General features: G+C 56.5%; 19 protein-coding genes. 15 read left to right on the plus strand and 4 right to left on the minus strand.

The window, feature by feature from the left end; all coding sequences use genetic code 11:
* On the minus strand, nucleotides 1–901 hold a 901-nt coding region (locus tag ABI171_RS19460; RefSeq protein ID WP_348094191.1), incomplete at its 3' end, for a type VI secretion system Vgr family protein.
* 633 nt (nucleotides 902–1,534) lie between these two features.
* On the opposite strand from ABI171_RS19460, the gene ABI171_RS19465 reads away from it, so the two are divergent.
* Together ABI171_RS19465 and ABI171_RS19470 are read left to right on the plus strand one after the other, a co-directional pair.
* Complete coding sequence (locus ABI171_RS19465; protein WP_348094192.1) at nucleotides 1,535–3,853, plus strand: ABC transporter ATP-binding protein; 2,319 nt, start codon at nucleotides 1,535–1,537, stop codon at nucleotides 3,851–3,853.
* 3 nt (nucleotides 3,854–3,856) lie between these two features.
* Nucleotides 3,857–4,327 carry a DUF1854 domain-containing protein gene (locus ABI171_RS19470; RefSeq protein WP_348094193.1) on the plus strand — a complete coding sequence of 157 codons (471 nt, stop codon included), beginning with the start codon at nucleotides 3,857–3,859 and terminating at the stop codon, nucleotides 4,325–4,327.
* Between the two features lie 48 nt (nucleotides 4,328–4,375).
* Here ABI171_RS19470 and ABI171_RS19475 read toward each other — a convergent pair whose 3' ends face one another.
* From ABI171_RS19475 to map, 3 genes are all read right to left on the minus strand, one after another.
* The gene (locus ABI171_RS19475) at nucleotides 4,376–5,122 is read right to left on the minus strand and encodes a pseudouridine synthase (RefSeq protein WP_348094194.1); all 747 of its coding nucleotides are present in this window, start codon (nucleotides 5,120–5,122) and stop codon (nucleotides 4,376–4,378) included.
* A 132-nt stretch (nucleotides 5,123–5,254) separates the two neighbouring features.
* Nucleotides 5,255–7,807 carry a [protein-PII] uridylyltransferase gene (locus ABI171_RS19480; protein WP_348094195.1) on the minus strand — a complete coding sequence of 851 codons (2,553 nt, stop codon included), beginning with the start codon at nucleotides 7,805–7,807 and terminating at the stop codon, nucleotides 5,255–5,257.
* Nucleotides 7,808–7,836: 29 nt separating this feature from the next.
* Nucleotides 7,837–8,658 (minus strand): type I methionyl aminopeptidase, encoded by an 822-nt coding sequence (map, locus tag ABI171_RS19485; protein WP_348094196.1) that lies wholly within the window; start codon nucleotides 8,656–8,658, stop codon nucleotides 7,837–7,839.
* A gap of 347 nt (nucleotides 8,659–9,005) precedes the next feature.
* Here map and rpsB point away from each other — a divergent pair, with 347 nt between their 5' ends.
* From rpsB to lpxA, 13 genes are all read left to right on the plus strand, one after another.
* Nucleotides 9,006–9,758 carry a 30S ribosomal protein S2 gene (gene rpsB, locus ABI171_RS19490; RefSeq protein ID WP_348094197.1) on the plus strand — a complete coding sequence of 251 codons (753 nt, stop codon included), beginning with the start codon at nucleotides 9,006–9,008 and terminating at the stop codon, nucleotides 9,756–9,758.
* Between the two features lie 199 nt (nucleotides 9,759–9,957).
* On the plus strand, nucleotides 9,958–10,839 hold the full coding sequence (gene tsf / locus ABI171_RS19495) for a translation elongation factor Ts (RefSeq protein WP_348094198.1): 882 nt from the start codon (nucleotides 9,958–9,960) through the stop codon (nucleotides 10,837–10,839).
* Nucleotides 10,840–11,089: 250 nt separating this feature from the next.
* Nucleotides 11,090–11,806 carry a UMP kinase gene (gene pyrH / locus ABI171_RS19500; RefSeq protein WP_348094199.1) on the plus strand — a complete coding sequence of 239 codons (717 nt, stop codon included), beginning with the start codon at nucleotides 11,090–11,092 and terminating at the stop codon, nucleotides 11,804–11,806.
* Nucleotides 11,807–11,915: 109 nt separating this feature from the next.
* Nucleotides 11,916–12,476: a ribosome recycling factor gene (frr, locus tag ABI171_RS19505; protein WP_348094200.1), complete on the plus strand. Its 561-nt coding sequence runs from the start codon at nucleotides 11,916–11,918 to the stop codon at nucleotides 12,474–12,476.
* Nucleotides 12,477–12,602: 126 nt separating this feature from the next.
* Nucleotides 12,603–13,385, plus strand: coding sequence for a polyprenyl diphosphate synthase (uppS, locus tag ABI171_RS19510; RefSeq protein ID WP_348094201.1), 783 nt, complete (start codon nucleotides 12,603–12,605; stop codon nucleotides 13,383–13,385).
* Entirely contained in the window at nucleotides 13,385–14,209 is an 825-nt protein-coding gene (locus tag ABI171_RS19515) for a phosphatidate cytidylyltransferase (RefSeq protein WP_348094202.1), read from the plus strand. The genes uppS and ABI171_RS19515 overlap by 1 nt, the downstream gene beginning before the upstream one ends.
* A gap of 7 nt (nucleotides 14,210–14,216) precedes the next feature.
* On the plus strand, nucleotides 14,217–15,386 hold the full coding sequence (gene ispC / locus ABI171_RS19520; protein ID WP_348094203.1) for a 1-deoxy-D-xylulose-5-phosphate reductoisomerase: 1,170 nt from the start codon (nucleotides 14,217–14,219) through the stop codon (nucleotides 15,384–15,386).
* A 47-nt stretch (nucleotides 15,387–15,433) separates the two neighbouring features.
* Nucleotides 15,434–16,801, plus strand: coding sequence for an RIP metalloprotease RseP (gene rseP / locus ABI171_RS19525; protein ID WP_348094204.1), 1,368 nt, complete (start codon nucleotides 15,434–15,436; stop codon nucleotides 16,799–16,801).
* Nucleotides 16,802–16,871: 70 nt separating this feature from the next.
* Nucleotides 16,872–19,268, plus strand: a complete 2,397-nt coding sequence (bamA, locus tag ABI171_RS19530; RefSeq protein ID WP_348094205.1) for an outer membrane protein assembly factor BamA — start codon at nucleotides 16,872–16,874, stop codon at nucleotides 19,266–19,268.
* An 83-nt stretch (nucleotides 19,269–19,351) separates the two neighbouring features.
* Nucleotides 19,352–19,885: an OmpH family outer membrane protein gene (locus ABI171_RS19535; RefSeq protein WP_348094206.1), complete on the plus strand. Its 534-nt coding sequence runs from the start codon at nucleotides 19,352–19,354 to the stop codon at nucleotides 19,883–19,885.
* Between the two features lie 21 nt (nucleotides 19,886–19,906).
* Nucleotides 19,907–20,974 (plus strand): UDP-3-O-(3-hydroxymyristoyl)glucosamine N-acyltransferase, encoded by a 1,068-nt coding sequence (gene lpxD / locus ABI171_RS19540; RefSeq protein WP_348094207.1) that lies wholly within the window; start codon nucleotides 19,907–19,909, stop codon nucleotides 20,972–20,974.
* Nucleotides 20,967–21,482 carry a 3-hydroxyacyl-ACP dehydratase FabZ gene (gene fabZ / locus ABI171_RS19545; protein ID WP_348094208.1) on the plus strand — a complete coding sequence of 172 codons (516 nt, stop codon included), beginning with the start codon at nucleotides 20,967–20,969 and terminating at the stop codon, nucleotides 21,480–21,482. Before lpxD ends, fabZ begins: the two co-directional genes overlap by 8 nt.
* 4 nt (nucleotides 21,483–21,486) lie before the next feature.
* A complete protein-coding gene (gene lpxA, locus ABI171_RS19550; RefSeq protein WP_348094306.1) occupies nucleotides 21,487–22,275 on the plus strand; it encodes an acyl-ACP--UDP-N-acetylglucosamine O-acyltransferase in 789 nt (262 codons plus the stop codon).

Below are 22,275 nucleotides of genomic sequence, written 5' to 3' on the forward strand. Positions count from 1 at the left end.
GCTTGGCCTGTGACTCCCAGGCTTCGACCTTGATCTTGGCCAGCTTGTCGCCCCTGTCTCGTGCCAGGTAGGTATAAGGGCCGGTATATTCGTAGACTTCGAGCTGGTTCGACACGGCCCCATGACCATCGAGCGTGTAGGTGTTGGTGGCTTTATTGTTGCTGGGAGATTTGTAATCGTAAGTGACAGTCGATAACTGCCGGCTGAGCAGTTTACGCTGACCGCCCCAACGGGTGATTTTGTCGACTTCATCGTTACCGCCGGCGCGATGAAAACGGATATCTTGTGGCGCCAGCGGCTTCAACTGATGCACCGAATCGGTGATCACCAGCGTATGGCCTGAGCCATCCTGCTTCTGTTCGTGATAGCTATACCAGCCTTCTTCTTCCATCAATCGCGCCACGAAATTCCACGAACTCTCGTATTGCGTGCAATAGGAGCGCGACGGCGCGGCCTCTCTCAGATCGAATCGGTAATTGCCGCGTGCCTCGGTGTGCTGGTCAAATACGTCGCTGAGGATATCTTCCGTGGCCTTATCTTGCCAGGTGCGGGCATCCTGCCGGTACTGAAGAAAATGCAGCCAGGAAGAAAACGCCAACTGATAAACCGTGAATTGTCCATCATGGCCGAGCATGCCGGCTTGGTGCACATAGCCATGGATCGGCAGGTAGCTGCGCTTATCGGCTTGCAGAATCCACAACGTGACCGGCTTAGCGATCAGCTCCTTGAGTTCGATATCGCTCTGCAAGGACAGCACATCAAGGGTGTAGGTATAGCCGCGACCCAAGCGGTCATGCGCAACAACGCGATGAGGAAGTAAAACGTCAGCACCGAGCGGCGTATCAAGTTTAAGCAAACGGCCTTGCTGCCTCACGCCGAGCAGTGCCTGTACATTTTCCATTCATGACCCCAGCGATGTGTATTTGATGTAACTTATTTTGCCACAGTAAATTGTTGCTCCCAAGTTAACTGCGCAAAAAAGCGTCATTTATGGGGCGATTTCACCTTATTTCACGTTTGTTGCTAAATTGAAACTAAATGACGTAAAGTAAGAATGGCTATGCAGCAGGAACGGCTGATGCGCCTTGGGTGGAAAACGTGGGCGGAATTTGGGCGAAAAAAATGCTGTCATTATGTTGTCATTCTGGAGCCCAATCACCCCCAAAAACTCCAATGAATGACAGCACTATATTTTTGAGTAATTGATTTAAACGAATTAGTGGTGGGGCAGCGGGAATGGAATCTGCGGCCGCGATGTGTGGCAACGCGCAACTAGATCAGCCGAAAACTAACTCTTGGTTTGGTACGGAGGGACGAAAAATAGGAGGAATCACAAGGTTGCGGAGACGATAATAGCAAGTTGCGGAGAATGTAGATAAATTCGCATATAAATCAACGTTTTACGAAGATTGTCAATAGGATATAATACTTGCGGCAGACGATGTGCGCCATTTGTCCTATATTCTGGCGATTCCACACAAAATTCCATCCGGTCCGCAAGCCATTGTGCAGGCGGACACACCATGCCGTTTAGATGAAAAGCAACCATTTATCCCCTGTTTCCAGCACCGGTAATTATTTACCCGATAATCTGCCCGCCGCTTTGCATGCCGAAGTGATAACTCAGCTAGCCCCCGCCGAGGAAATTCTCGCGTCCCTGATAATCGATCTTAACGCCTCGCTGCACTTCGCGCATGGGTTGGTGCTAGTCACCAACCAGCGTGTGCTGGCCAAGATGGCCGACGACAGCAACTGGCGCGCGTGGCCTTACCAAGCTGGCCTCAAGCTGGGTCACCACGATCACGCCGGCGTCGGCAGCCTCGAATTGCAGAACGAACAACAGCAGTTGGCCAGCTGGCGTTACACGCTTGGCCTCAATCTGGAAGCGCTGCGCCTGATCAAGGTATTCGAGCTGCAGCGCGACGATCATTTAGCAGGCCGCACGGCGCTGCGGGAAGAGCAGGCGCTTTGCCCACAGTGCAAAGCGCCGCTGCCGGCCGGCAGCGATGAATGCCTGATCTGCCCTGAAAAGGGCGAAGCACCATCCTCGACTTGGGCCTTGTTCCGGCTGGGGCGTTTCGCCACGCCCTACAAGGGCATGCTGGCGCTGGGCTTCGTGCTGATGCTGATTTCCACCGCTGCCACCTTGGTGCCGCCTTATCTGATGGGGCCATTGATGGACAATGTGCTGATTCCTTATCAGAACGGCAAGCCGATCAATATCGACCTGGTCAAGCTTTATCTTTCAGGATTGCTGGCGTCAGCGTTAGTCGCATGGAGCCTCGGCTGGGCCCGCACCTATATATTGGCGCTGGTCAGCGAACGCATCGGCGCCAATCTGCGCACCACCACCTATGAACATCTACTGCGCCTGTCACAAGAATATTTCGGCGGCAAGCGCACCGGCGACCTGATGGCGCGCATCGGCTCGGAAAGCGATCGCATCTGCGTGTTTCTGTCCTTGCACCTGCTGGACTTCGCCATCGATGTCCTGATGATCATCATGACCGCGGTGATCCTGTTCTCGATCAATCCGTGGCTGGCGCTGGTGACCCTGGTGCCGCTGCCGTTCATTGCCTGGATGATCCATCTGGTGCGTGATCGTCTCAAGCACGGTTTCGAAAAGATCGACCGCATCTGGGCCGAAGTCACCAACGTCCTGGCCGACACCATTCCCGGCATCCGCGTGGTCAAGGCCTTCGCCCAGGAAAAGCGCGAAGCCACGCGCTTCCGCGACGCCAACCAGCACAACCTGCTGGTCAACGACAAGGTCAACAAGATATGGTCTTTGTTTTCGCCTACGGTGACCTTGCTGACGGAAATCGGTTTGCTCGTGGTCTGGGTGTTCGGTATCTGGCAAGTGTCCAAGAACGAGATTTCGGTCGGTGTGCTGGTGTCGTTCCTGGCGTATATCAGCCGCTTTTATACCCGCCTCGATTCGATGAGCCGGATCGTTTCGGTGACGCAAAAAGCCGCGGTCGGCGCCAAGCGTATCTTTGAAATTCTCGATCATGTATCCAGCGTTCCGGAACCGGCCAATCCGGTCCATCTGGAAAAAGTGGCAGGCGCCATCGAGTTACGCGACATCGGTTTCCGCTATGGCAACCGAGCTGTGATGCGTGGCGTCAATCTGCAGATTGCACCGGGCGAGATGATCGGCCTGGTGGGCCATAGCGGCTCCGGCAAGAGCACGCTGGTCAACCTGATTTGCCGCTTCTACGACGTCTCGGAAGGATCGATACGCCTCGATGGCGTCGATATCCGTTCGATGCCGATTTCGGAATATCGCCGCAATATCGGCCTGGTATTGCAGGAGCCGTTCCTGTTCTTCGGCACGATTGCCGAGAATATCTGCTACGGCAAACCGGAAGCGACCAGAGAAGAAATCGTCGCCGCCGCACGCGCCGCCCACGCCCATGAATTCATCCTGCGCCTGCCGCAGGGCTACGATTCCCTGGTAGGCGAACGCGGCCAGGCATTGTCCGGCGGTGAGCGCCAGCGTATTTCGATCGCCCGCGCGTTGCTGATCGACCCGCGCATCCTGATCATGGATGAGGCTACTTCATCAGTGGATACCACCACTGAAAAAGAAATCCAGAAAGCACTCGACAATCTGGTGCAAGGTCGCACCACGATTGCGATTGCCCACCGCCTGTCGACCTTGCGCAAGGCTGACCGTCTGGTGGTGCTGGACCGAGGCCAGATCGTTGAAGTCGGCAGCCATGACGAATTAATGCTGGCCGAGGGCGCTTACTATCGCCTGTACCAGGCGCAGCTGCGCAATGCAGATGGTGAGGGCGAGCCGCAACTGGTCGATGAAGATAGTGAAGAGAACGACGAAAGCGTGGCCTAAGCGATGACAACACATGATTTCAAACTAAGCCGCAACGCCTTTGACCGCCTGGTCTACACCGGCGCCAATGGCGAGGTGCATGAAGGCGTAGTGCCGGTACGCGCCTTTCCGATCGGCGCACCGGACGACGGACTATCGCTGGTGAATGCCGACGGCCACGAACTGGCCTGGATCAGCCGCTTGTCGGATTTGCCGGATGACACTCGGGCCATTGTCGAAAAGGAACTGGCCAGCCGCGAATTCATGCCGGAAATCAAGCGCATACAAAGGGTTTCCAGCTATAACGCGCCGAGCACCTGGTATGTGGAAACCAATCGCGGCGATGCGTCTTTTACGCTGAAAGGCGAAGAGGATATCCGCCGTATCGTTTCGACCAGTTTGTTGATCGCCGATAGCCATGGCGTGCAGTTTTTGATTCGGGATACGTTGGCGCTGGATAAGGCCAGCCGCAAGATTCTGGACCGGTTTTTGTAGGAGTAGTGCAACTCGGGTTGGCGCCGCCTGACCCGAGATACCATCAAATCAGAACTGCTCGTCGGCACTCAGATAACGCCATTGCCCCTCAGGCAGATTTCCTAGCTTCACGCCGCCAATCCGCACCCGTTTCAAGCCCAGCACCTTCAATCCCACCATGTCGCACATGCGGCGGATCTGGCGCTTTTTGCCTTCGCGCAAAGTAAAGCTCAACTGATCTTCGTTTTGCCATTTGACGATAGCCGGTTTGAGTTTTTTGCCGTCCAGGGTCAGGCCGAAATTGAGGCGGCGCAGTTCGTTGTCGGGCAGCTTGTCGCCCTTGGTGTAGCGCACCCGCACCAGGTATTCCTTGTCGACGCTGGTCTCTTCGCCGATCAGGTGCTTGGCGATGCGGCCGTCCTGGGTCAGCACCAGCAAACCGACCGAATCGATGTCGAGGCGGCCGGCCGGGACCAGGCTGCGCAGCTGGGTCGGGTGGAACAGGGTTGGCGAGCGGTCTTCGCTCCAGCGATTGGCTTCCTTGATCAGCGCTACCGCCGGCTGATAGCCGTCTTCGGCCTGGCCGCTGACGAAGCCGACCGGTTTATTGATCAGGATGGTGACGCGCTTCGATTGCTCGGCTGCCGCCTGGCGTTCTACGCTGATGCGCTGGCTGGGCAGGACTTTGCTGCCGAGTTCGGAGACGACGATGCCGTCGACCCTTACCCAGCCGCGCGCGATCCATTCGTCGGCCTCGCGGCGCGAGCATAGCCCGAGTTCTGACATGCGTTTGGAAAGGCGTAGTGGTTCAGTCATGGCGTGCTAAAAAGAAAAATGTATCAAAATCTGCAGAATCGAATAATTCCTGCGCGTCATTCCCGCGTGCGCGGGAATTTATTTTAATCAGTAAATTGGATCCCCGCGTACGCGGGGATGACGGAGAGTATATTAAATATGCAGTGCATCCAGCAAATCTGTCTCCAGCTGGATTTGCAGGCGCGCATGGTTGAGCGCGTTGCCGTCGACCAGGAATACGTCTTCGACGCGCTCGCCAAGGGTCATGATCTTGGCGGTGTGCAGGTTGATCTTGTGTTTGGCCAGTACACTGGCGACGGAATATAGCAGGCCGGTGCGGTCATTCGCGGTAATCGACAACAGGTAATACTGGCCGCGGTCGTCCGGCCGCAGGTCGACCGTCGGCGTCAGCGGGAAGGTGCGCGAGAGGCGCGACAGGCGTCCGCGCGAGGCGCCGGGCAATGTGGTTTCGGCTTGCAGCAGGGCGGTCAGTTCGTGCTCGATCAGGTTGATGATGTCGCGATAGTGCTTGGCGAACAGCGGTGCGCTGATGAGGAAAGAGTCAAGCGCATAGCCGTGCCGCGTAGTCTGGATTTTTGCATCCAGAATGCTGAAATTCTTGCTATCGAAATAACCGCAGATGCGGATGAACAGATCGCTGCGGTCCTTGGTGTAGACCGCAACCTGCAAGCCTTCGCCGATCGGCGCCAGGCGGCATTTGACGATCGGCAGCGGGCTGTCGATCTGGTTGTAGAAGGAGCGGGTTTGCCAGGCGATATCGGAAGAGTCGTGGCGCAGGAAATAGGCGACGTCGAGCTGCTTCCACAACGCTTCATGCGCGTCTTGCGGCAAACCGTACAGGCGCAGGGTTTTCAGCGCTTCTTCCTGGCGGTTCTTGAGCTCGCGGTCGGCCGACGGCGTCTCGCCGCCCAGCACCCGCAAGGTCATGCGGTACAGGTCTTCCAGCAGCTTGCCTTTCCAGGCATTCCAGACTTTGGGGCTGGTGCCGCGGATGTCGGCCACGGTCAGCAGATACAAGGCCGTCAGGTGGCGTTCATCCTTGACCGTGCCGGCGAAGTGCAGGATCACATCGGGGTCCGACAGATCCTGCTTTTGCGCCACTTGCGACATGGTCAGGTGATGCTCGACCAGGAACACCACCAGCGCGGTGTCCTCGGCGGCAAGTCCATGATGCTGGCAGAAGTGCAGGGCGTCGGTCATGCCCAGTTTGGAATGATCGCCGCCGCGGCCCTTGGCGATATCGTGAAACAGGGCCGCAACGTACAATAGCCACGGGCGCGGAAAATTGGCGATCAGCTGGCTGCAAAACGGATATTCATGGGCGTGTTCGCTCATTGTGAAGCGGCGCACATTGCGCACCACCATCAGGATGTGCTGGTCGACGGTGTAGACGTGGAACAGGTCGTGCTGCATCTGGCCGACGATGCGCCGGAAATTCGGCAGGTAGCGGCCCAGGATGCTGGTCTCATTCATGCCGCGCAGCGCGTGGGTAATGCCTTGCGGCGCCTGGATGATCTGGATGAACAGCGAACGGTTGACCGGATCACGGCGAAAACTGTTGTCGATCTTGACCCGCGCATGCCACAGCGCACGCCGGGTGCGTGCGGTCATGTCGCGCAATTCGCTGTGCTGGGCCAGCAGCAGGAACAGCTCCAGCATGGCCGACGGCGTGGTCTTGAACAGATCATCGTAGGCGATGTCGATCAGGCGGTTCAAATGATTGAAGCGGTCGTTGATACGCTGCGGCACCATCGGTTGCGGGAACAGTTGCACTTCGATGTTCTGCAACAGAATCGTGTTCAACTGGGTCACCGCCTTGGCGGCCCAATAGTAGCGCTGCATCAGGTATTCGCTGGCGCGCCGCGTTTCGGTGGTCTGGAAGCCCAGCGCTTCCGCGATCGGGGTCTGGACGTCGAACACCAGTCGGTCTTCGCGCCGGTTGGTGTAGATGTGAAGGCGGATCCGGATATCCTTGAAGGCGCGCTCCTGGCGTGATAACTGCCGCGCTTCGGCGGCCGTAATCAGGCCGCGCTTGGCCAGCTTGGGCCAGGATTCGCCGAGGCCGGCAGCCTTGGCCACCCACAAGATCACTTGCAAGTCACGCAGGCCGCCCGGGCTTTCCTTGCAGTTCGGCTCCAGGCTGTATGGCGTGTCTTCATACTTGACATGGCGCTGGCGCATTTCCAGGATTTTTTCCTGGAAAAACGCACAGGGATCCATCGCCGCATTGCAATGTTCCTGCAGTTGATGGAAGAGGGGGTTATTGCCAGTCACCAGCCGCGCTTCCAGCAGGCTGGTTTGTACGGTGATGTCTGCGGCGGATTCGCTCAAGCACTCGTCGACGGTACGGATGCTGTGGCCGATTTCCAGGCCGATATCCCAGAACAGCTGAACCAGCTGCTCTAGCCGCGCCTTCAATTCGGCATCGGGGGGGGCGCCTAGCAGGATCAATACATCGACGTCGGAATGGGGAAATAATTCGCCGCGTCCGTAGCCGCCAACCGCCACCAGCGCCGCTGAAGACGGCAAGCCCAGCATTTTCCAGGCCTGGGTAAGGGCGATGTCGACGCTGCGGCGCAGCGTGGTGAGCAATTCGCCGGGTTTACCGTCGGCGAGAAATGCAGAGATGATGACTTGCCGCTCGGTTCTAAGCTGGTGTTTCAGGGTCGCGGCAAGTGTCGTCATGTACGGCTTTTAAGTTCTGCTGAGTGTGATCAGGCGGCCGCAGTCGCTTGCGTGACGAAGGCAGGCGGTGGCGGCGTGCCTGCGGATACGGTCAGCACTTCGTAGCCGGTTTCGGTCACCAGCACGGTGTGTTCCCATTGTGCGGACAGGCTGCGATCCTTGGTCTTGATGGTCCAGCCGTCGCCCATTTCGCGGATGTCGCGGCGACCGGCGTTGATCATCGGCTCCACCGTGAAAATCATGCCGGCTTCCAGCCGTTCCAGTGTGCCCGGACGGCCGTAATGCAAGACTTGCGGCTCTTCGTGGAACACCTTGCCGATGCCGTGGCCGCAGAATTCGCGCACCACACTGTAGCCGGCTTTTTCGGCGTGTTGCTGGATGACATAGCCGATATCGCCTAGGTGCGCGCCCGGTTTGATCTTGGCGATGCCCAGCCACATGCATTCATAAGTGATGTCGCCCAGGCGCTTGGCCATGATCGACGGTTCGCCGACATAGAACATGCGGCTGGTGTCGCCGTGGTAGCCGTTCTTGATGATGGTGATGTCGAGATTCACGACGTCGCCAGTCTTCAATACCTTGTCGCCCGGGATGCCGTGACAGATGACATCGTTGACCGAGGTGCAGATGGCTTTCGGGTACGGTGTGTAACCGGGTGGGCAGTAATTGAGCGGGGCAGGGATCGAATCTTGCACGTTTGTCATGAATTCGTGACACAAACGGTCCAGTTCACCGGTAGTTACGCCGACTTTGACGAATGGCGTGATGTAGTCGAGCACCTCGGAGGCAAGTTTGCCTGCGATGCGCATGCCGGCGATATCCTCGGCGGTTTTAATGGAAATTGAGGTCATAGTAATAAAGTTCTAAGAAATTAGGGCAAATCCGCTTGCGGAGGCGCGAAGCGACCATATTGCGACCATAAAACGACCGCAAAACGGGCGAAAAGAGCCGGATTCATTCAGGTAACGATTATAAACGAGCATCACGAGATGCGCTTAAAGTTATCCCTTCGGGTACTTGAAGAAGTCTATGGTTTTGGGTTATAATCTTGGGTTAGCTCGAATTGCTATCGGGCTAAATGGTAGTTCTTGAAGTAAATTTTATGTTTTTGAATCGCGAATCCGCTCGAAAAGGGTGCTGTTTTGTCTATGATAAAACGGTGACTGAGCTGGTTCCAGACCCAACCCTGGAGAAAATTATGTCCGTAACAATGCGTGAAATGCTGGAAGCCGGTGTCCATTTCGGTCACCAAACCCGTTTCTGGAATCCAAAGATGGCTCCGTTCATCTTCGGTCACCGCAACAAGATTCATATCGTCAACCTGGAAAAGACCCTGGGCATGTACCAAGAGGCGATGAAGTACATCCGCCAATTGTCGTCCAATCGCGGCAACATCCTGTTTGTCGGCACCAAGCGTCAAGCGCGCGAAATCGTTGCTGCTGAAGCGGCACGTTCGGGTTCGCCTTTCGTCGACCAGCGCTGGTTGGGCGGCATGCTGACCAACTTCAAGACCATCAAGACTTCTATCAAGCGCCTGAAGGAAATGGAAGCTTCGATCGAAGACGGTTCGGTTGAAAAGCTGAGCAAAAAAGAAGGCCTGATGTTCCAGCGTGAGCTGATCAAGCTGCAAAAAGCCATCGGTGGCATCAAGGACATGGGCGGTATTCCTGACGCAATTTTCGTGATCGACGTCGGCTACCACAAAGGCGCCATCACTGAAGCAGCCAAGCTGGGCATTCCGGTTATCGGCGTGGTTGATACCAACCACTCGCCAGACGGCGTGACTTACGTCATTCCAGGCAACGATGACTCGTCCAAGGCAATCGCTTTGTATGCGCGTGGCGTTGCTGATGCAATCCTCGAAGGCCGCGCCAATGCGGTGAACGACGTAGTTGAAGCCATCAAGGGCGCAGCTGGCGACGAATTCGTTGAAGTTAGCGACCAAGCTTAAGTCTTCCAAGCTTGAATTCTGATACGTCAGAATAAAAAAGGGGGCGTGGTTGCTCCCTTTTTTGTATCACCTGCATTTGTATTTACCCGATTTTTACCCGAATATATTTTGAATGATGGCGCTGGAGTTCCGGTTGCTGAGCGCACTGCAAGGCAGTGATCAGACCGGGGAATCAGGGTCAGAGAGCTAGGAGAATAGTATGGCGGCAATTACAGCAGCAATGGTAGGCGAACTGCGCGCAAAGACTGACGCGCCAATGATGGAATGCAAGAAGGCGTTGACGGAAGCCGACGGCGACATGGACCGCGCAGAAGAAATCCTGCGCGTCAAACTGGGCGGCAAGGCTTCCAAGGCTGCTTCCCGTGTGACAGCTGAAGGCGTTGTTGCCGCGTACATCGCCGGCGGCGTTGGCGCCCTGATCGAAGTCAACTGCGAAACCGACTTCGTCACCAAGAACGACGCTTTCCTGGCCCTGGCCAATGATTGCGCCAAGCTGGTTGCAGAAAAGAACCCGGCTGACGTCGCTGCCTTGTCTGCTCTGCCGCTGGGCGACAGCACCGTTGAAGCAACGCGCGCTGCCCTGATCGGCCTGATCGGCGAAAACATGTCGATCCGCCGTTTTACCCGTTTCGACACTACAGCCAAGCTGGTTTCTTACCTGCACGGCACACGTATTGGCGTGATGGTTGAATTCGACGGCGCTGACGACCAAGTCGGCAAAGACGTGGCGATGCATATCGCTGCGATGAAGCCGGTATCCCTGTCTGCGGACCAGGTGCCAGCTGAACTGATCGAAAAAGAGCGTTCGGTAGCAACCCTGAAGGCCGCCGAATCCGGCAAGCCGGCAGAAATCGCTGCCAAGATGATCGACGGTTCCGTACAGAAATTCCTGAAGGAAGTTTCCTTGCTGAACCAGACTTTCGTCAAGAACGACAAGCAAACTGTTGAACAAATGCTGAAGGCAACCAATTCCAGCATCAAAGCGTTCACCATGTTTGTGGTCGGTGAAGGCATCGAGAAGAAACAGGATGACTTCGCTGCAGAAGTTGCAGCGATGACTGCTGCGGCCAAGCAGGCGTAAGCAAGAATACGGGCCGAAAGGCCCGTTTTTTTGGCTCTGAGGAATTTTCTTCCCAGGCCATGGACTAAGGATTGCCTTGCTGGATCGCTGCTCCCCAAATGGAGCGGGAAACACAGGAAACGGCTCCGATTATCCTAAAAAGAGCCTGATAGTGGATTTTGCTGCAGTTTGGCCTGACAATGGCGCTGCAGTGCTTCAGCCAGGCATGACCACATACAACTCAATCGGAAAGCCACAAGGGGCCCAGACCATGACAAAACCAGCTTACAAGCGTGTTCTCCTGAAACTCTCCGGTGAAGCCCTGATGGGCGATGACGCCTACGGCATCAACCGTGCAACTATCGAACGCATGGTGGCGGACGTCGCCGAAATCGCTAAATTGGGCGTTGAACTTGCCATCGTCATCGGCGGCGGCAATATTTTCCGCGGTGTGGCGCCAGGCGCGCAAGGCATGGACCGCGCTACCGCAGACTACATGGGAATGCTGGCGACGGTGATGAATTCACTGGCGCTGGCGGACGCAATGCGTCAGATCGGCCTTACCGCACGGGTGATGTCGGCCATCAGCATCGAACAGGTAGTAGAACCCTATGTACGGCCTAAGGCGCTGCAATACCTGGAAGAAGACAAGGTTGTCATTTTCGCAGCAGGTACCGGCAATCCGTTTTTCACCACCGACACTGCAGCGGCATTGCGCGGTTCGGAAATCGGTGCGGAAATCGTCTTGAAGGCGACCAAGGTTGACGGCGTCTACAGCGCGGATCCAAACAAGGATCCAACGGCAACCCGCTATTCGCACATCACGTTTGACGAGGCCATCACCAAGCATCTGCAAGTCATGGATGCGACTGCGTTTGCCCTGTGCCGCGACCAGAAACTGCCGATCAAGGTATTTTCCATCATCAAACCGGGTGCGCTCAAGCGCGTCATCATGGGCGAAGATGAAGGTACGCTGGTGCACGTATAAAATACTTGCCTGATTTGCGGCAATCGTGCAAATGTGCGCCCAAACAAGTTAAGTAGCGTAATAAGTTTAGTCAATTCAAAGATAATTCGTTTTCGTAGAGGAGAGCAGCATGAGCATTGCTGACGTGAAGAAAAATACTGATGAAAGAATGAAAAAGTCGATCGAGACTTTGCGCGCCGATCTGGCCAAGGTACGCACTGGCCGTGCCCATACCGGCATTCTCGACCATATCATGGTGGATTACTACGGTAGTCCTGCCAATTTGACCCAGGTCGCCAACGTGACCCTGATCGATGCGCGCACTATCGGTGTGCAGCCGTTTGAAAAGAAAATGATCGCGGTGGTTGAAAAGGCCATTCGTGAAGCCGATCTGGGTCTGAACCCATCGACTCAGGGCGAGCTGGTCCGGGTGCCGACGCCGGCGCTGACGGAAGAACGCCGCAAGGAAATGGTCAAGCTGGTCAAGAATGAAGCGGAGGATGCTAAAATTGCAATCCGCAATATCCGCCGCGACGCCAATGAAGGCTTGAAAAAACTGGTCAAGGACAAGGAATGTTCGGAAGACGACGAGCGCCGCGCGCAAGACGACATCCAGAAGCTGACTGACAAGTTCGTTGCCGAAATTGACAAGCAAGTGGTCGACAAAGAAAAAGAGATCCTGACAGTTTAACTTTATGCGGGACAGTGCTGGATCGCCGCCAGGCCAACTCTGGCGGCGATTTACTCTATACGAGCGGCCTTTCCCCGGTTGACTAGAGATACTGTCTTTTATCTCTATTTTCTCATTTCATTATTTATGGCCCATACAAGTTCCACGCAATCGCTGCCAGCCAGCCCGACGGTGCCAAAACACGTCGCCATCATCATGGACGGCAATGGCCGCTGGGCGACCAGCCGCTTTTTGCCGCGTGTTGCCGGCCACGGCAAGGGCGTTGAAGCAGTGCGCGCCGCGGTGGAAGCCTGCGCCGCGCGTGGCGTCGAATACCTGACGTTGTTTGCCTTCAGTTCCGAGAACTGGCGCCGGCCGGCCGATGAAGTATCGCTGCTGATGCGTTTGTTCATGGTGGCGCTGGAGCGTGAAGTCGGCAAGATGCACGCCAACGGCATTCGCCTGAAAGTGGTTGGCGACCTGAACCGTTTCGACGACAAGCTGCAGCAGATGATCGATAACGCCGAGCGTAAAACCGCTGGCAATACAGCCATGACGGTCACCATCTGCGCCAACTACGGCGGCCGCTGGGATGTGATGCAGGCCGTGCAAAAGATGCTGGCCGCGCGTGCAGCGTCCGGCGTTGCCGCCATTGCGGGACAAGATGCCAACGTGTTTTCCGAAGATGAACTGGCGCAGCATTTGGCGATGGCCTACGCACCGGAACCCGACCTGTTCATTCGCACCGGCGGCGAGCAGCGCATTTCCAATTTCCTGCTTTGGCAACTGGCCTATAGCGAACTCTACTTTACCGATACCTACTGGCCCGATTTCGGCGCTGACGAGCTGGATAAGGCGATTGCCTCCTATCAGCAACGGGAGCGGCGTTTCGGACGCACCAGCGCGCAACTGCTCGAACAGGCTTCCTGATGCTAAGAACACGTGTTATTACGGCGTTACTGTTGTTGGCAGTCTTGCTGCCAATTTTATATTTCAATTATTTCCCGGCGTTTGCAGTGGTTTCGGGGCTGTTCTTCGCTGCCGCGATCTGGGAGAGCGCCAGGCTATTCGGCGGCTCCGCCAAAGTTGCCTTGGGCTGGGGGCTGGCAGCACTGGCGTTGTTTGCGACTGTGATGTATTTCGACGGCGGTCCTAATATACGTCTGCTGTTCACGTTGTGCGTGGCGATCTGGTGTTTCCGTTTTGTGCCGTCCCTGGCGCTCGGGCTGCCGTCCTTGTCCAGCCTTGGCAACCGCTTGATTGCAGCAACCTACGCCATCGCCATTTTTGGCTGTTTCCTGGCGATTGTTGTATTGTTCCATTATTCGCCGCTGTATTTGCTGTCGGTGCTGGTGATCGTCTGGGCCGCCGATATCGGCGCTTATTTTTCCGGCAAGGCCTTTGGCCGTCACAAACTGGCGCCGTCTATCTCTCCCGGCAAGTCCTGGGAAGGCGCGGTAGGCGGCTGGATCCTGGTGTTGCTGATGACAGCGGGCTTCAGCCTGACCCCGGCGTTGGCGAATACCTTCCCGATGCGTCTGCTGGCAACCTGGGGCTGGGCTGGATTACTGGCAGTCATGACGGTCATCGTGGCCGCCAGCGTCGCCGGCGATTTGTTCGAGTCGATGCTCAAGCGCCGCGCCGGCATCAAGGACAGCAGCAATCTGCTGCCTGGCCATGGCGGCGTGCTGGATCGCGTCGATGCGCTGATCCCGGTGCTGCCGTTGGCCGCTTTGTTGAGTTTCTGGTTCTAGGTCGGGTATGCAAAATATTACTATTCTTGGCTCCACCGGTTCGATCGGCATGTCGACGCTGGATGTGCTGGCGCGCCATCCCGAACGCTATTCCGTGTATGCCCTGACCGCCCACAGCCGGGTGGAGCAGTTGGCGGAACAATGCCTCAAATTCATGCCCAAGGTCGCCGTAGTCGGCAACGCCGCAGCGGCGCAACAGCTGAGCGGCCTGTTGCATGCCAAAGCCCCGCATATCGAAGTGCTGCATGGCGCGGCCGCCCTATGCCAGGTCGCCAGCGCAGACGCTTGCGATGCGGTGATGGCGGCGATCGTAGGCGCCGCGGGCCTGGAGTCCACATTGGCGGCGGCCAAAGCCGGCAAAAAGATACTGCTGGCGAACAAGGAAGCCTTGGTCATGTCGGGCCAGTTGTTCATCGACGCCATCAAGCAAAGCGGTGCGGTGCTGTTGCCTATCGACAGCGAGCACAATGCAATTTTCCAGTGCCTGCCGCATAACTATCAGCGCCGGCCGGCCGCGCTCGGGGTCGAGAAGATCCTGCTGACTGCATCCGGCGGTCCGTTTTTGAACCGGGCGGTGGAAACGCTGACCACCGTGACGCCGGCGGAAGCGGTTGCTCATCCGAAGTGGGTCATGGGCCGCAAGATCTCTGTCGATTCTGCCACCATGATGAACAAGGGCCTGGAAGTGATCGAGGCGCACTGGCTGTTCGGCGCTTCAGCCAGCCAGATCGAAGTGGTGATTCACCCGCAAAGCGTGATGCATTCCATGGTTTCCTATGTCGACGGTTCGGTGCTGGCGCAACTGGGCAATCCCGACATGCGTACCCCGATCGCCCATGCGCTGGCCTATCCCGAACGCATGGCGTCAGGTGTCAGCCCGCTCGATCTGACCGTGATCGGGCAATTGCAGTTCAGCCGGCCCGACCTGCAGCGCTTTCCCTGCCTTAAACTCGCGTATGATGCATTGAGAGCCGGTGGTTCGGCTGCAACCATATTGAACGCCGCGAACGAAGTCGCGGTCCAAGCTTTCCTGGATGAGAAAATCGGATTTCGCATGATCGACCAACTGATAGCTCGTACCTTGGATAGTCTGCCGCTGTGCGCCGTGACCGATATTGACATGCTGCTGGAGCAAGACCAGCTGGCGCGCCGGACCGTCAACTCCCTGATTTCCTGACCATACTGATCGTCCTCCCCACCCTCATCGGATAAACACATACGGCAATGGGCTTCCTGCACACTATCCTCGCATTTGTCGTCGCACTTGGCTCCCTGGTGATCATCCACGAGCTTGGCCACTATTGGGTCGCGCGTTTGTGCGGCGTCAAAGTGCTGCGTTTTTCGGTCGGCATGGGCAAGATCATCTATTCGCGCCGCTTTGGCCCCGATCAGACCGAATGGGCTGTTTCCATCCTGCCATTGGGCGGCTATGTCAAGATGCTCGATGCCCGTGAGCAAGACGTATCGGCCATATCGCCGCAAGACATGAAGCGGGAATTCACCAGCCAGTCAGTATGGCGGCGGATAGCGATTGTCGCCGCCGGTCCGTTGGCGAATTTTCTTCTTGCCATTTTGTTATTCGCCGGCCTGTACAGCTATGGCGAGATGGAGCCGACGCCAAGGGTGCGCGAGGTGGCTGAGCAAACTGCGGCCTATCAGGCCGGTTTGCGCGGCGATGAATTGATCACGGCGGTGAATGGCGAGCCGGTCCAGACATGGAATGAATTGCGCTGGAAAGTGATGCAGGCAGTGGTCGACAAGGCGCCGGCCAAGCTTGACGTACGGCGCTCGAATCCAGGCCCGTCGGGAGGCAATTTGCTGGATACCGTTACCATGTCGACCGATGGCGTGGCGACCAAGGATCTGGAAGGGGATTATCTCGGCAAGCTCGGCATCAAGCTGGCGCCGGGCAAGGCCGTTCTGGGCCGGGTCTTGCCGGACGGTCCGGGAATGAAGGCTGGCTTGCGCGATGGCGACATAATTACCAGCATCGACGGCGAGCCGGTGGCCGATGGCCTTGCCTTCATTGCCAAGGTAAGCGCCGCGCCGGGCAAGTCGTTAAGTCTTGCCGGATTACGAAATGGCAATAATTTCACAGTCAATGTCACACCGGAAGCGCAGTCATCCAAAGGCAGTACTATCGGCGTGATCAGAGTTGAATTGCCGATGATGCCGGAAATGGTGCTGTCCAGCAGCCCGCCGCTGCAAGCGCTTGTCAAAGGTGCAAAACGCACCTGGGACAGCAGCATTCTGACCCTGAAAATGCTGGGTAAAATGATCGTCGGCGAGGTTTCCTGGAAGAATATCACCGGTCCGATCACCATCGCGGACTACGCTGGCAAGACTGCAAGTATCGGCGCATTCAGCTATTTGAGCTTTATTGCCTTTATCAGTATCAGCCTGGGCGTCATGAATTTGCTCCCCATTCCGGTTCTAGATGGTGGTCTTTTGCTGTATTATTCGCTGGAAGTTTTGACCGGACGTCCCATTCCTGAACGGGTTGGTGCAATTGCACAACGGGCAGGTATCGGTATTTTGATGACGTTGATGATGGTCGCCATGTTTAACGACATCGTTCGACTCATATTTTAAACTCCTGTAAGTTAGTCTCTCTTGTCTGACAATCGTGGCGGACAAGGACATTGATAAAAAACGATCGCTAATGAAATTACATTCCGAGCACTTCCCTTTGTCGATTCTTCCCCGTCGTTTGATTGCTGCCGCTGCCTTTGCCCTGTGCTCAGGCCAGGTCATGGCGGTGCAACCGTTTGTGGTCAAGGACATTCGCATTGAAGGTATTCAACGCACCGAGGCTGGTACTGTCTTCAGTTATCTGCCGGTGCGCGTCGGTGAAACATTCACCGACGAAAAAGGTACCGACGCGATCAAGGCCTTGTACGCCACCGGCTTTTTCAAGGATGTCCGGATCGAGGCTGAAGGCAATGTGCTGGTGGTGATGGTGGAAGAGCGGCCGTCGATTGCCGGCGTCGACTTTTCCGGCATCAAGGAATTCGATAAAGACCAGCTGACCAAGGCGCTGAAAGAAATCGGCGTGGGCGAATCGCGCATTTTCGACAAGGCCCAGGTCGACCGCGCCGAGCAGGAGCTGAAGAAGCAATACCTGTCGCGCGGCCTGTATGGCATGAAAGTGACGACCACCGTTACACCTATCGAACGTAACCGCGTCAATGTGACGTTTGCGGTGGATGAGGGCGAAGTCTCGCGCATCAAGGAAATCCGCTTTGTCGGCAATAAGGCATTCTCCGACGGCGACCTGCGCGACCAGATCAAGCTGCGTTCGCCGGGCTGGTTCACTTGGTACACCAAGGCTGACCAGTACGCGAAAGAAAAATTGTCGGGCGATATCGAAACCCTGCGTTCGTACTACCTGAATCGCGGCTATATCGAGATGCAGGTCGAATCGACCCAGGTCTCGATCACACCGGACAAGAAGGATATCTACATCACCGTCAATATCAACGAAGGTGAGAAGTACAAGGTTTCCGACGTCAAGTTTGAAGGAGAGATGTTCGGCCGTGAAGATGAGCTCAAGGCATTGCTGGAATTGAAAAAAGGCGATGTGTTCAACGGCGAGAAGCTCAATAACAGCACCAAGAAGATGTCCGAGCGCCTGGGCAATTTCGGCTATGCGTTTGCCAGCGTCAACGCCAATCCGGACCTGAACCGTGAAGCCAAGGAAGTCGCATTTACCATCATGGTCGATCCGGGCAAGCGCGTCTATGTGCGTCATATCAACGTGGTCGGCAATACCAAGACCCGCGATGAAGTGGTGCGCCGTGAATTCCGCCAGTTTGAAGACTCCTGGTACGACGGTTCGAAGATCAAGCTGTCGCGCGACCGCGTCGACCGCCTGGGCTACTTCAAGGATGTCGCCATCGAAACGCCGGAAGTGGCGAACACTGCCGACCAGGTCGACATCAACATGTCGGTCACTGAAAAACCGACCGGTAACATCCAGGTCGGGGCCGGTTTCTCGCAGACAGATAAACTGAGTTTGTCCGGTTCGATCCAGCAGCAGAATGCTTTCGGTAGCGGCAACACCATCGGTCTCGATATCAATACCAGCAGCTACTCGCGGGTGATCGCGCTGTCCCAGACCAATCCTTACTTTACCGACGACGGTATCAGCCGTACCTATGACCTGTACTATCGCACTGTACGTCCGTCACCGTACACCACTGGTGACTACAAGGTGCGAACCATCGGTAGCGACATCAAGTTCGGCGTGCCGTTCTCGGAGCTGGATACGGTATTTTTCGGCGTAGGCGTGGAAAACACCAACGTCCAGGCCGACGCGTCCAGTCCGTTGCTGTACCAGCAATATGTCAGAGATTTCGGTAACGGTGTCCTGGTGCCAAGCGGCCAGACCCTGCCTAACGGCGCCAGCTATAACATATTGGAAAACCCCGCGACGGCAACCACCAACAGCTTCCCGCTGACGGCTGCCTGGCAGCGCGATAGCCGCGACAGCGCACTGGTGCCTACCAAGGGACGCTACCAGCGCGCCAGCCTCGAAGTGTCGGCAGTCGGCACCTTGCGCTATTACCGCGCAAGCTACCAGCATCAGTACTTCCAGCCATTCTGGGGCAATGCTGCAACGCTGGCCTTGAACGGTGAAATCGATTATGGCCGCGGTATCGGCGGCAAGCCGTTCCCGGTGTTCAAGAACTACTATGCGGGTGGTATCGGCACCGTGCGCGGCTTTGAGGGTTCGACCCTGGGCGTCGGCACCAACGTCGACCAGTACGGCGATTCGATGGGTGGCGCGTCACGCGTGTTCGGCAACATGGAATTGCAATTCCCGTTCCCTGGTTCCGGCAGCGATCGTACCTTGCGCTGGTTTACCTTCCTGGATAGCGGCCAGGTATATGCCGACAAGGCGCCGATGCAGTTGAGCGAGTTGCGCTACTCTACCGGTCTCGGTTTGAGCTGGGTTTCGCCTATCGGCCCTTTGAAGATCAGCTACGGCCATCCTTTGAATGCCAAGCCGACCGACAAAGTCCAGGCATTCCAGTTCCAGTTGGGCACAGGCTTCTAAGCTCGCGGGAGTCTGCTCCGTGCAGATTCCCGCAAGAGTGGCATAATGCACAAGTTGCATCATTTGAACTCCGGAGAATAGTGTTGAAATCTCTAATTAAATCATTTACGTCATTGCCGTCGGCCGGAGTGCTGGCGGCGTGCTTTTTATCGGCATTGTCGGTAGCGCCGGCGCATGCGGATGAAGGTTCGAAAATCGCCTTCGTCAGCAGCGAGCGCATTTTGCGCGAAGCCAATCCGGCCAAGGTGGCGCAAGCCAAGATCGAAGCCGAATTTTCCAAGCGCGACAAGGATCTGCAGGATCAGGCTGCCGCCTTGAAAGTGAAGGCGGACAAACTGGACAAGGATTCCGCAGTCATTTCCGAATCCGAGCGTACCAAGCGTCAACGCGAATTGAGCGACCTGGACAAGGATTTCCAGCGCAAGCAGCGCGAATTCCGCGAGGATTTGAACCAGCGCCGCAACGAAGAGCTGGCGATTGTCCTGGAGCGCTCCACCAAGGCGATCAAGCAGATTGCTGAAGCGGAAAAGTACGATATGGTGTTTCAGGAAGGCGGCGTGTATGTCAGCCCGCGTATTGATATCACCGATAAAGTACTGAAAATTCTCAATAAATAAATACATTCTGTTAAGGCCACTATGAGCATTCGGCTAAAGGAATTGGTCGAGAGCTTAGGTGGCCAATTGATCGGTGATGCGGATACGGAGGTATCTGGTATTGCTCCACTGAGCGATGCAAGCGCATCACAAATCACTTTCCTCTCGAATCCAAAATTTCGCCCTCAGGTGTCGCAAACGCAAGCGGCAGCGGTCATTCTGTCTGCTGCAGACGATGCGGCGATCGGTGCCGATTATCACGGCGCTCGTATTGTCGCCGCCAATCCCTATGCGTACTTTGCCCGCGCGGCGCAGTTTTTCGCTGCCAAAAATGCAACTCCTGTGATTCCCGGTATTCACCCATCGGCTAGCGTCGATTCAACTGCAGTCGTCCCCGCCGGTGCATGCATCGGCCCAAATGTAGTTATCGGCAGCGGCGCGGTGATCGGCGAGAATGTTCGCATAGACGCGGGTTGCGTGATTGGCGCGGGCGCCCGGATTGGCGCGGCAAGTCACCTCTACCCCAATGTCACCGTCTATCACGCCTGTGAAATCGGCCGGCGCGCGATCATTCATTCCGGAGTAGTCATCGGCGCCGATGGTTTCGGTTTTGCCAACGATGGCGGGACATGGGTCAAGATCCCGCAAACCGGCCGGGTGCTGATTGGCGATGATGTTGAAATCGGCGCCAATACCACGATAGACCGTGGCGCTCTGGCCGATACCGTGATTGAAGAGGGAGTCAAGCTGGACAATCAGATCCAGATCGCCCATAACTGTCATATTGGCGCGCATACTGCGATTGCAGCGTGCGCAGGGATCGCCGGCAGTGCCAGAATCGGCAAATATTGCTCGATTGGCGGGGCTGCCATGATCCATGGCCACATTACAATAGTCGATCATGTGCATGTGTCCGCAGGGACGCTGGCCTTGCGCTCGATTTCCGAACCGGGGCAATATACCGGCTTTTATCCGATTGCCAAGCATGGCGACTGGGAAAAATCTGCCGCCCTGGTACGCAATCTGAATACAATGCGTGAGAAAATCCGGTCTCTGGAAAAATCCGTCAAACAGCTTAACGAACAAGATAGTCAAAAAGATAATGAATAGTCCAAACCAAACGCTAGATATCAATCAGATCAAAACCTACCTGCCGCACCGTTATCCGCTGTTGCTGGTTGATCGCGTATTGAATTGGGAAAGTGGCAAGTCGATCACGGCGATCAAGAATGTCACGATCAATGAAGAGTTTTTCAACGGACATTTCCCCAACAAGCCGGTCATGCCGGGCGTGTTGACGATCGAGGCGCTGGCGCAAACCGCTGCATTGCTGTCGTTTTTGACCGAGGGCCGCAAGCCGGACGAAAATACCGTGGTGTATTTCCTCGGCATCGACAAGGCGCGTTTCCGCCGTCCGGTCGAACCGGGCGACCAGATCAAGCTGCAAGTCGAGATCGTGCGCGTGGTACGCGGCATCTGGAAGTACAAGGCCGTCGCCAGCGTTGATGGCGAACTGGCAGTGGAAGCTGAATTCATGTGTACCATGCGCAGCGCCGTCACTCCTGGTGCTCCTGCGACGCCAGCCGCGGCTGTTGCGGATGCCAGCCCATCTGCGTGATCCGATGACGCGCATTCATCCTACGGCCATCATTGATCCCAAGGCGGCCCTCGATAGTTCGGTGGAAGTCGGCGCTTACACCGTGATCGGCCCGAACGTGGCAATCGACGCCGGCAGCAAGATCGGTCCGCATGTCGTGCTCGAAGGCCACACCACGATCGGCCGCGACAATACGATTTTCCAGTTCGGCTCTATCGGCGCTGCACCCCAGGACAAAAAGTACGGCGGTGAACCGACGCGCCTGGAGATTGGCGACCGCAACACCATCCGTGAATTCGTGACGTTCAATCTGGGCACCGTACAAGATGGCGGCGTCACGCGCATCGGTGGTGATAACCTGGTCATGGCCTACGTCCATGTGGCCCACGACTGCCAGATCGGTAGCAACACCGTCATCGCCAACAATGCCACGCTGGCCGGCCACGTCCACATCGGCGATTGGGTGCTGCTTGGCGGCTTTACCACCGTGCACCAGTTTTGCCGTATCGGCGCTCATGCGATGACCGCGTTCACCGCTGCCGTCAGCCAGGATATTCCGCCATTCGTGACCGCAGCCGGCAATCGCGCCGTACCCGCCGGCATCAACAGCGAAGGCCTGCGCCGCCGTGGCTTCAGCGGCGAACAGATCATGGCGATCAAGCGCGCTTACCGGATCATTTATCGCTCTAGCTTGCCGCTGGAAGATGCCTTGGCCGCTTTGGCGCTGGAAGAAGGCAAGGAGCCGGATTCCGCCGGGTATCTGAAACTGATGCGTGATTTCATCGCCTCTTCGGCGCGTGGCATCATCCGCTGA

The organism is Collimonas sp. (assembly GCF_039923675.1).
Classification (GTDB): Bacteria; Pseudomonadota; Gammaproteobacteria; order Burkholderiales; family Burkholderiaceae_D; genus Collimonas.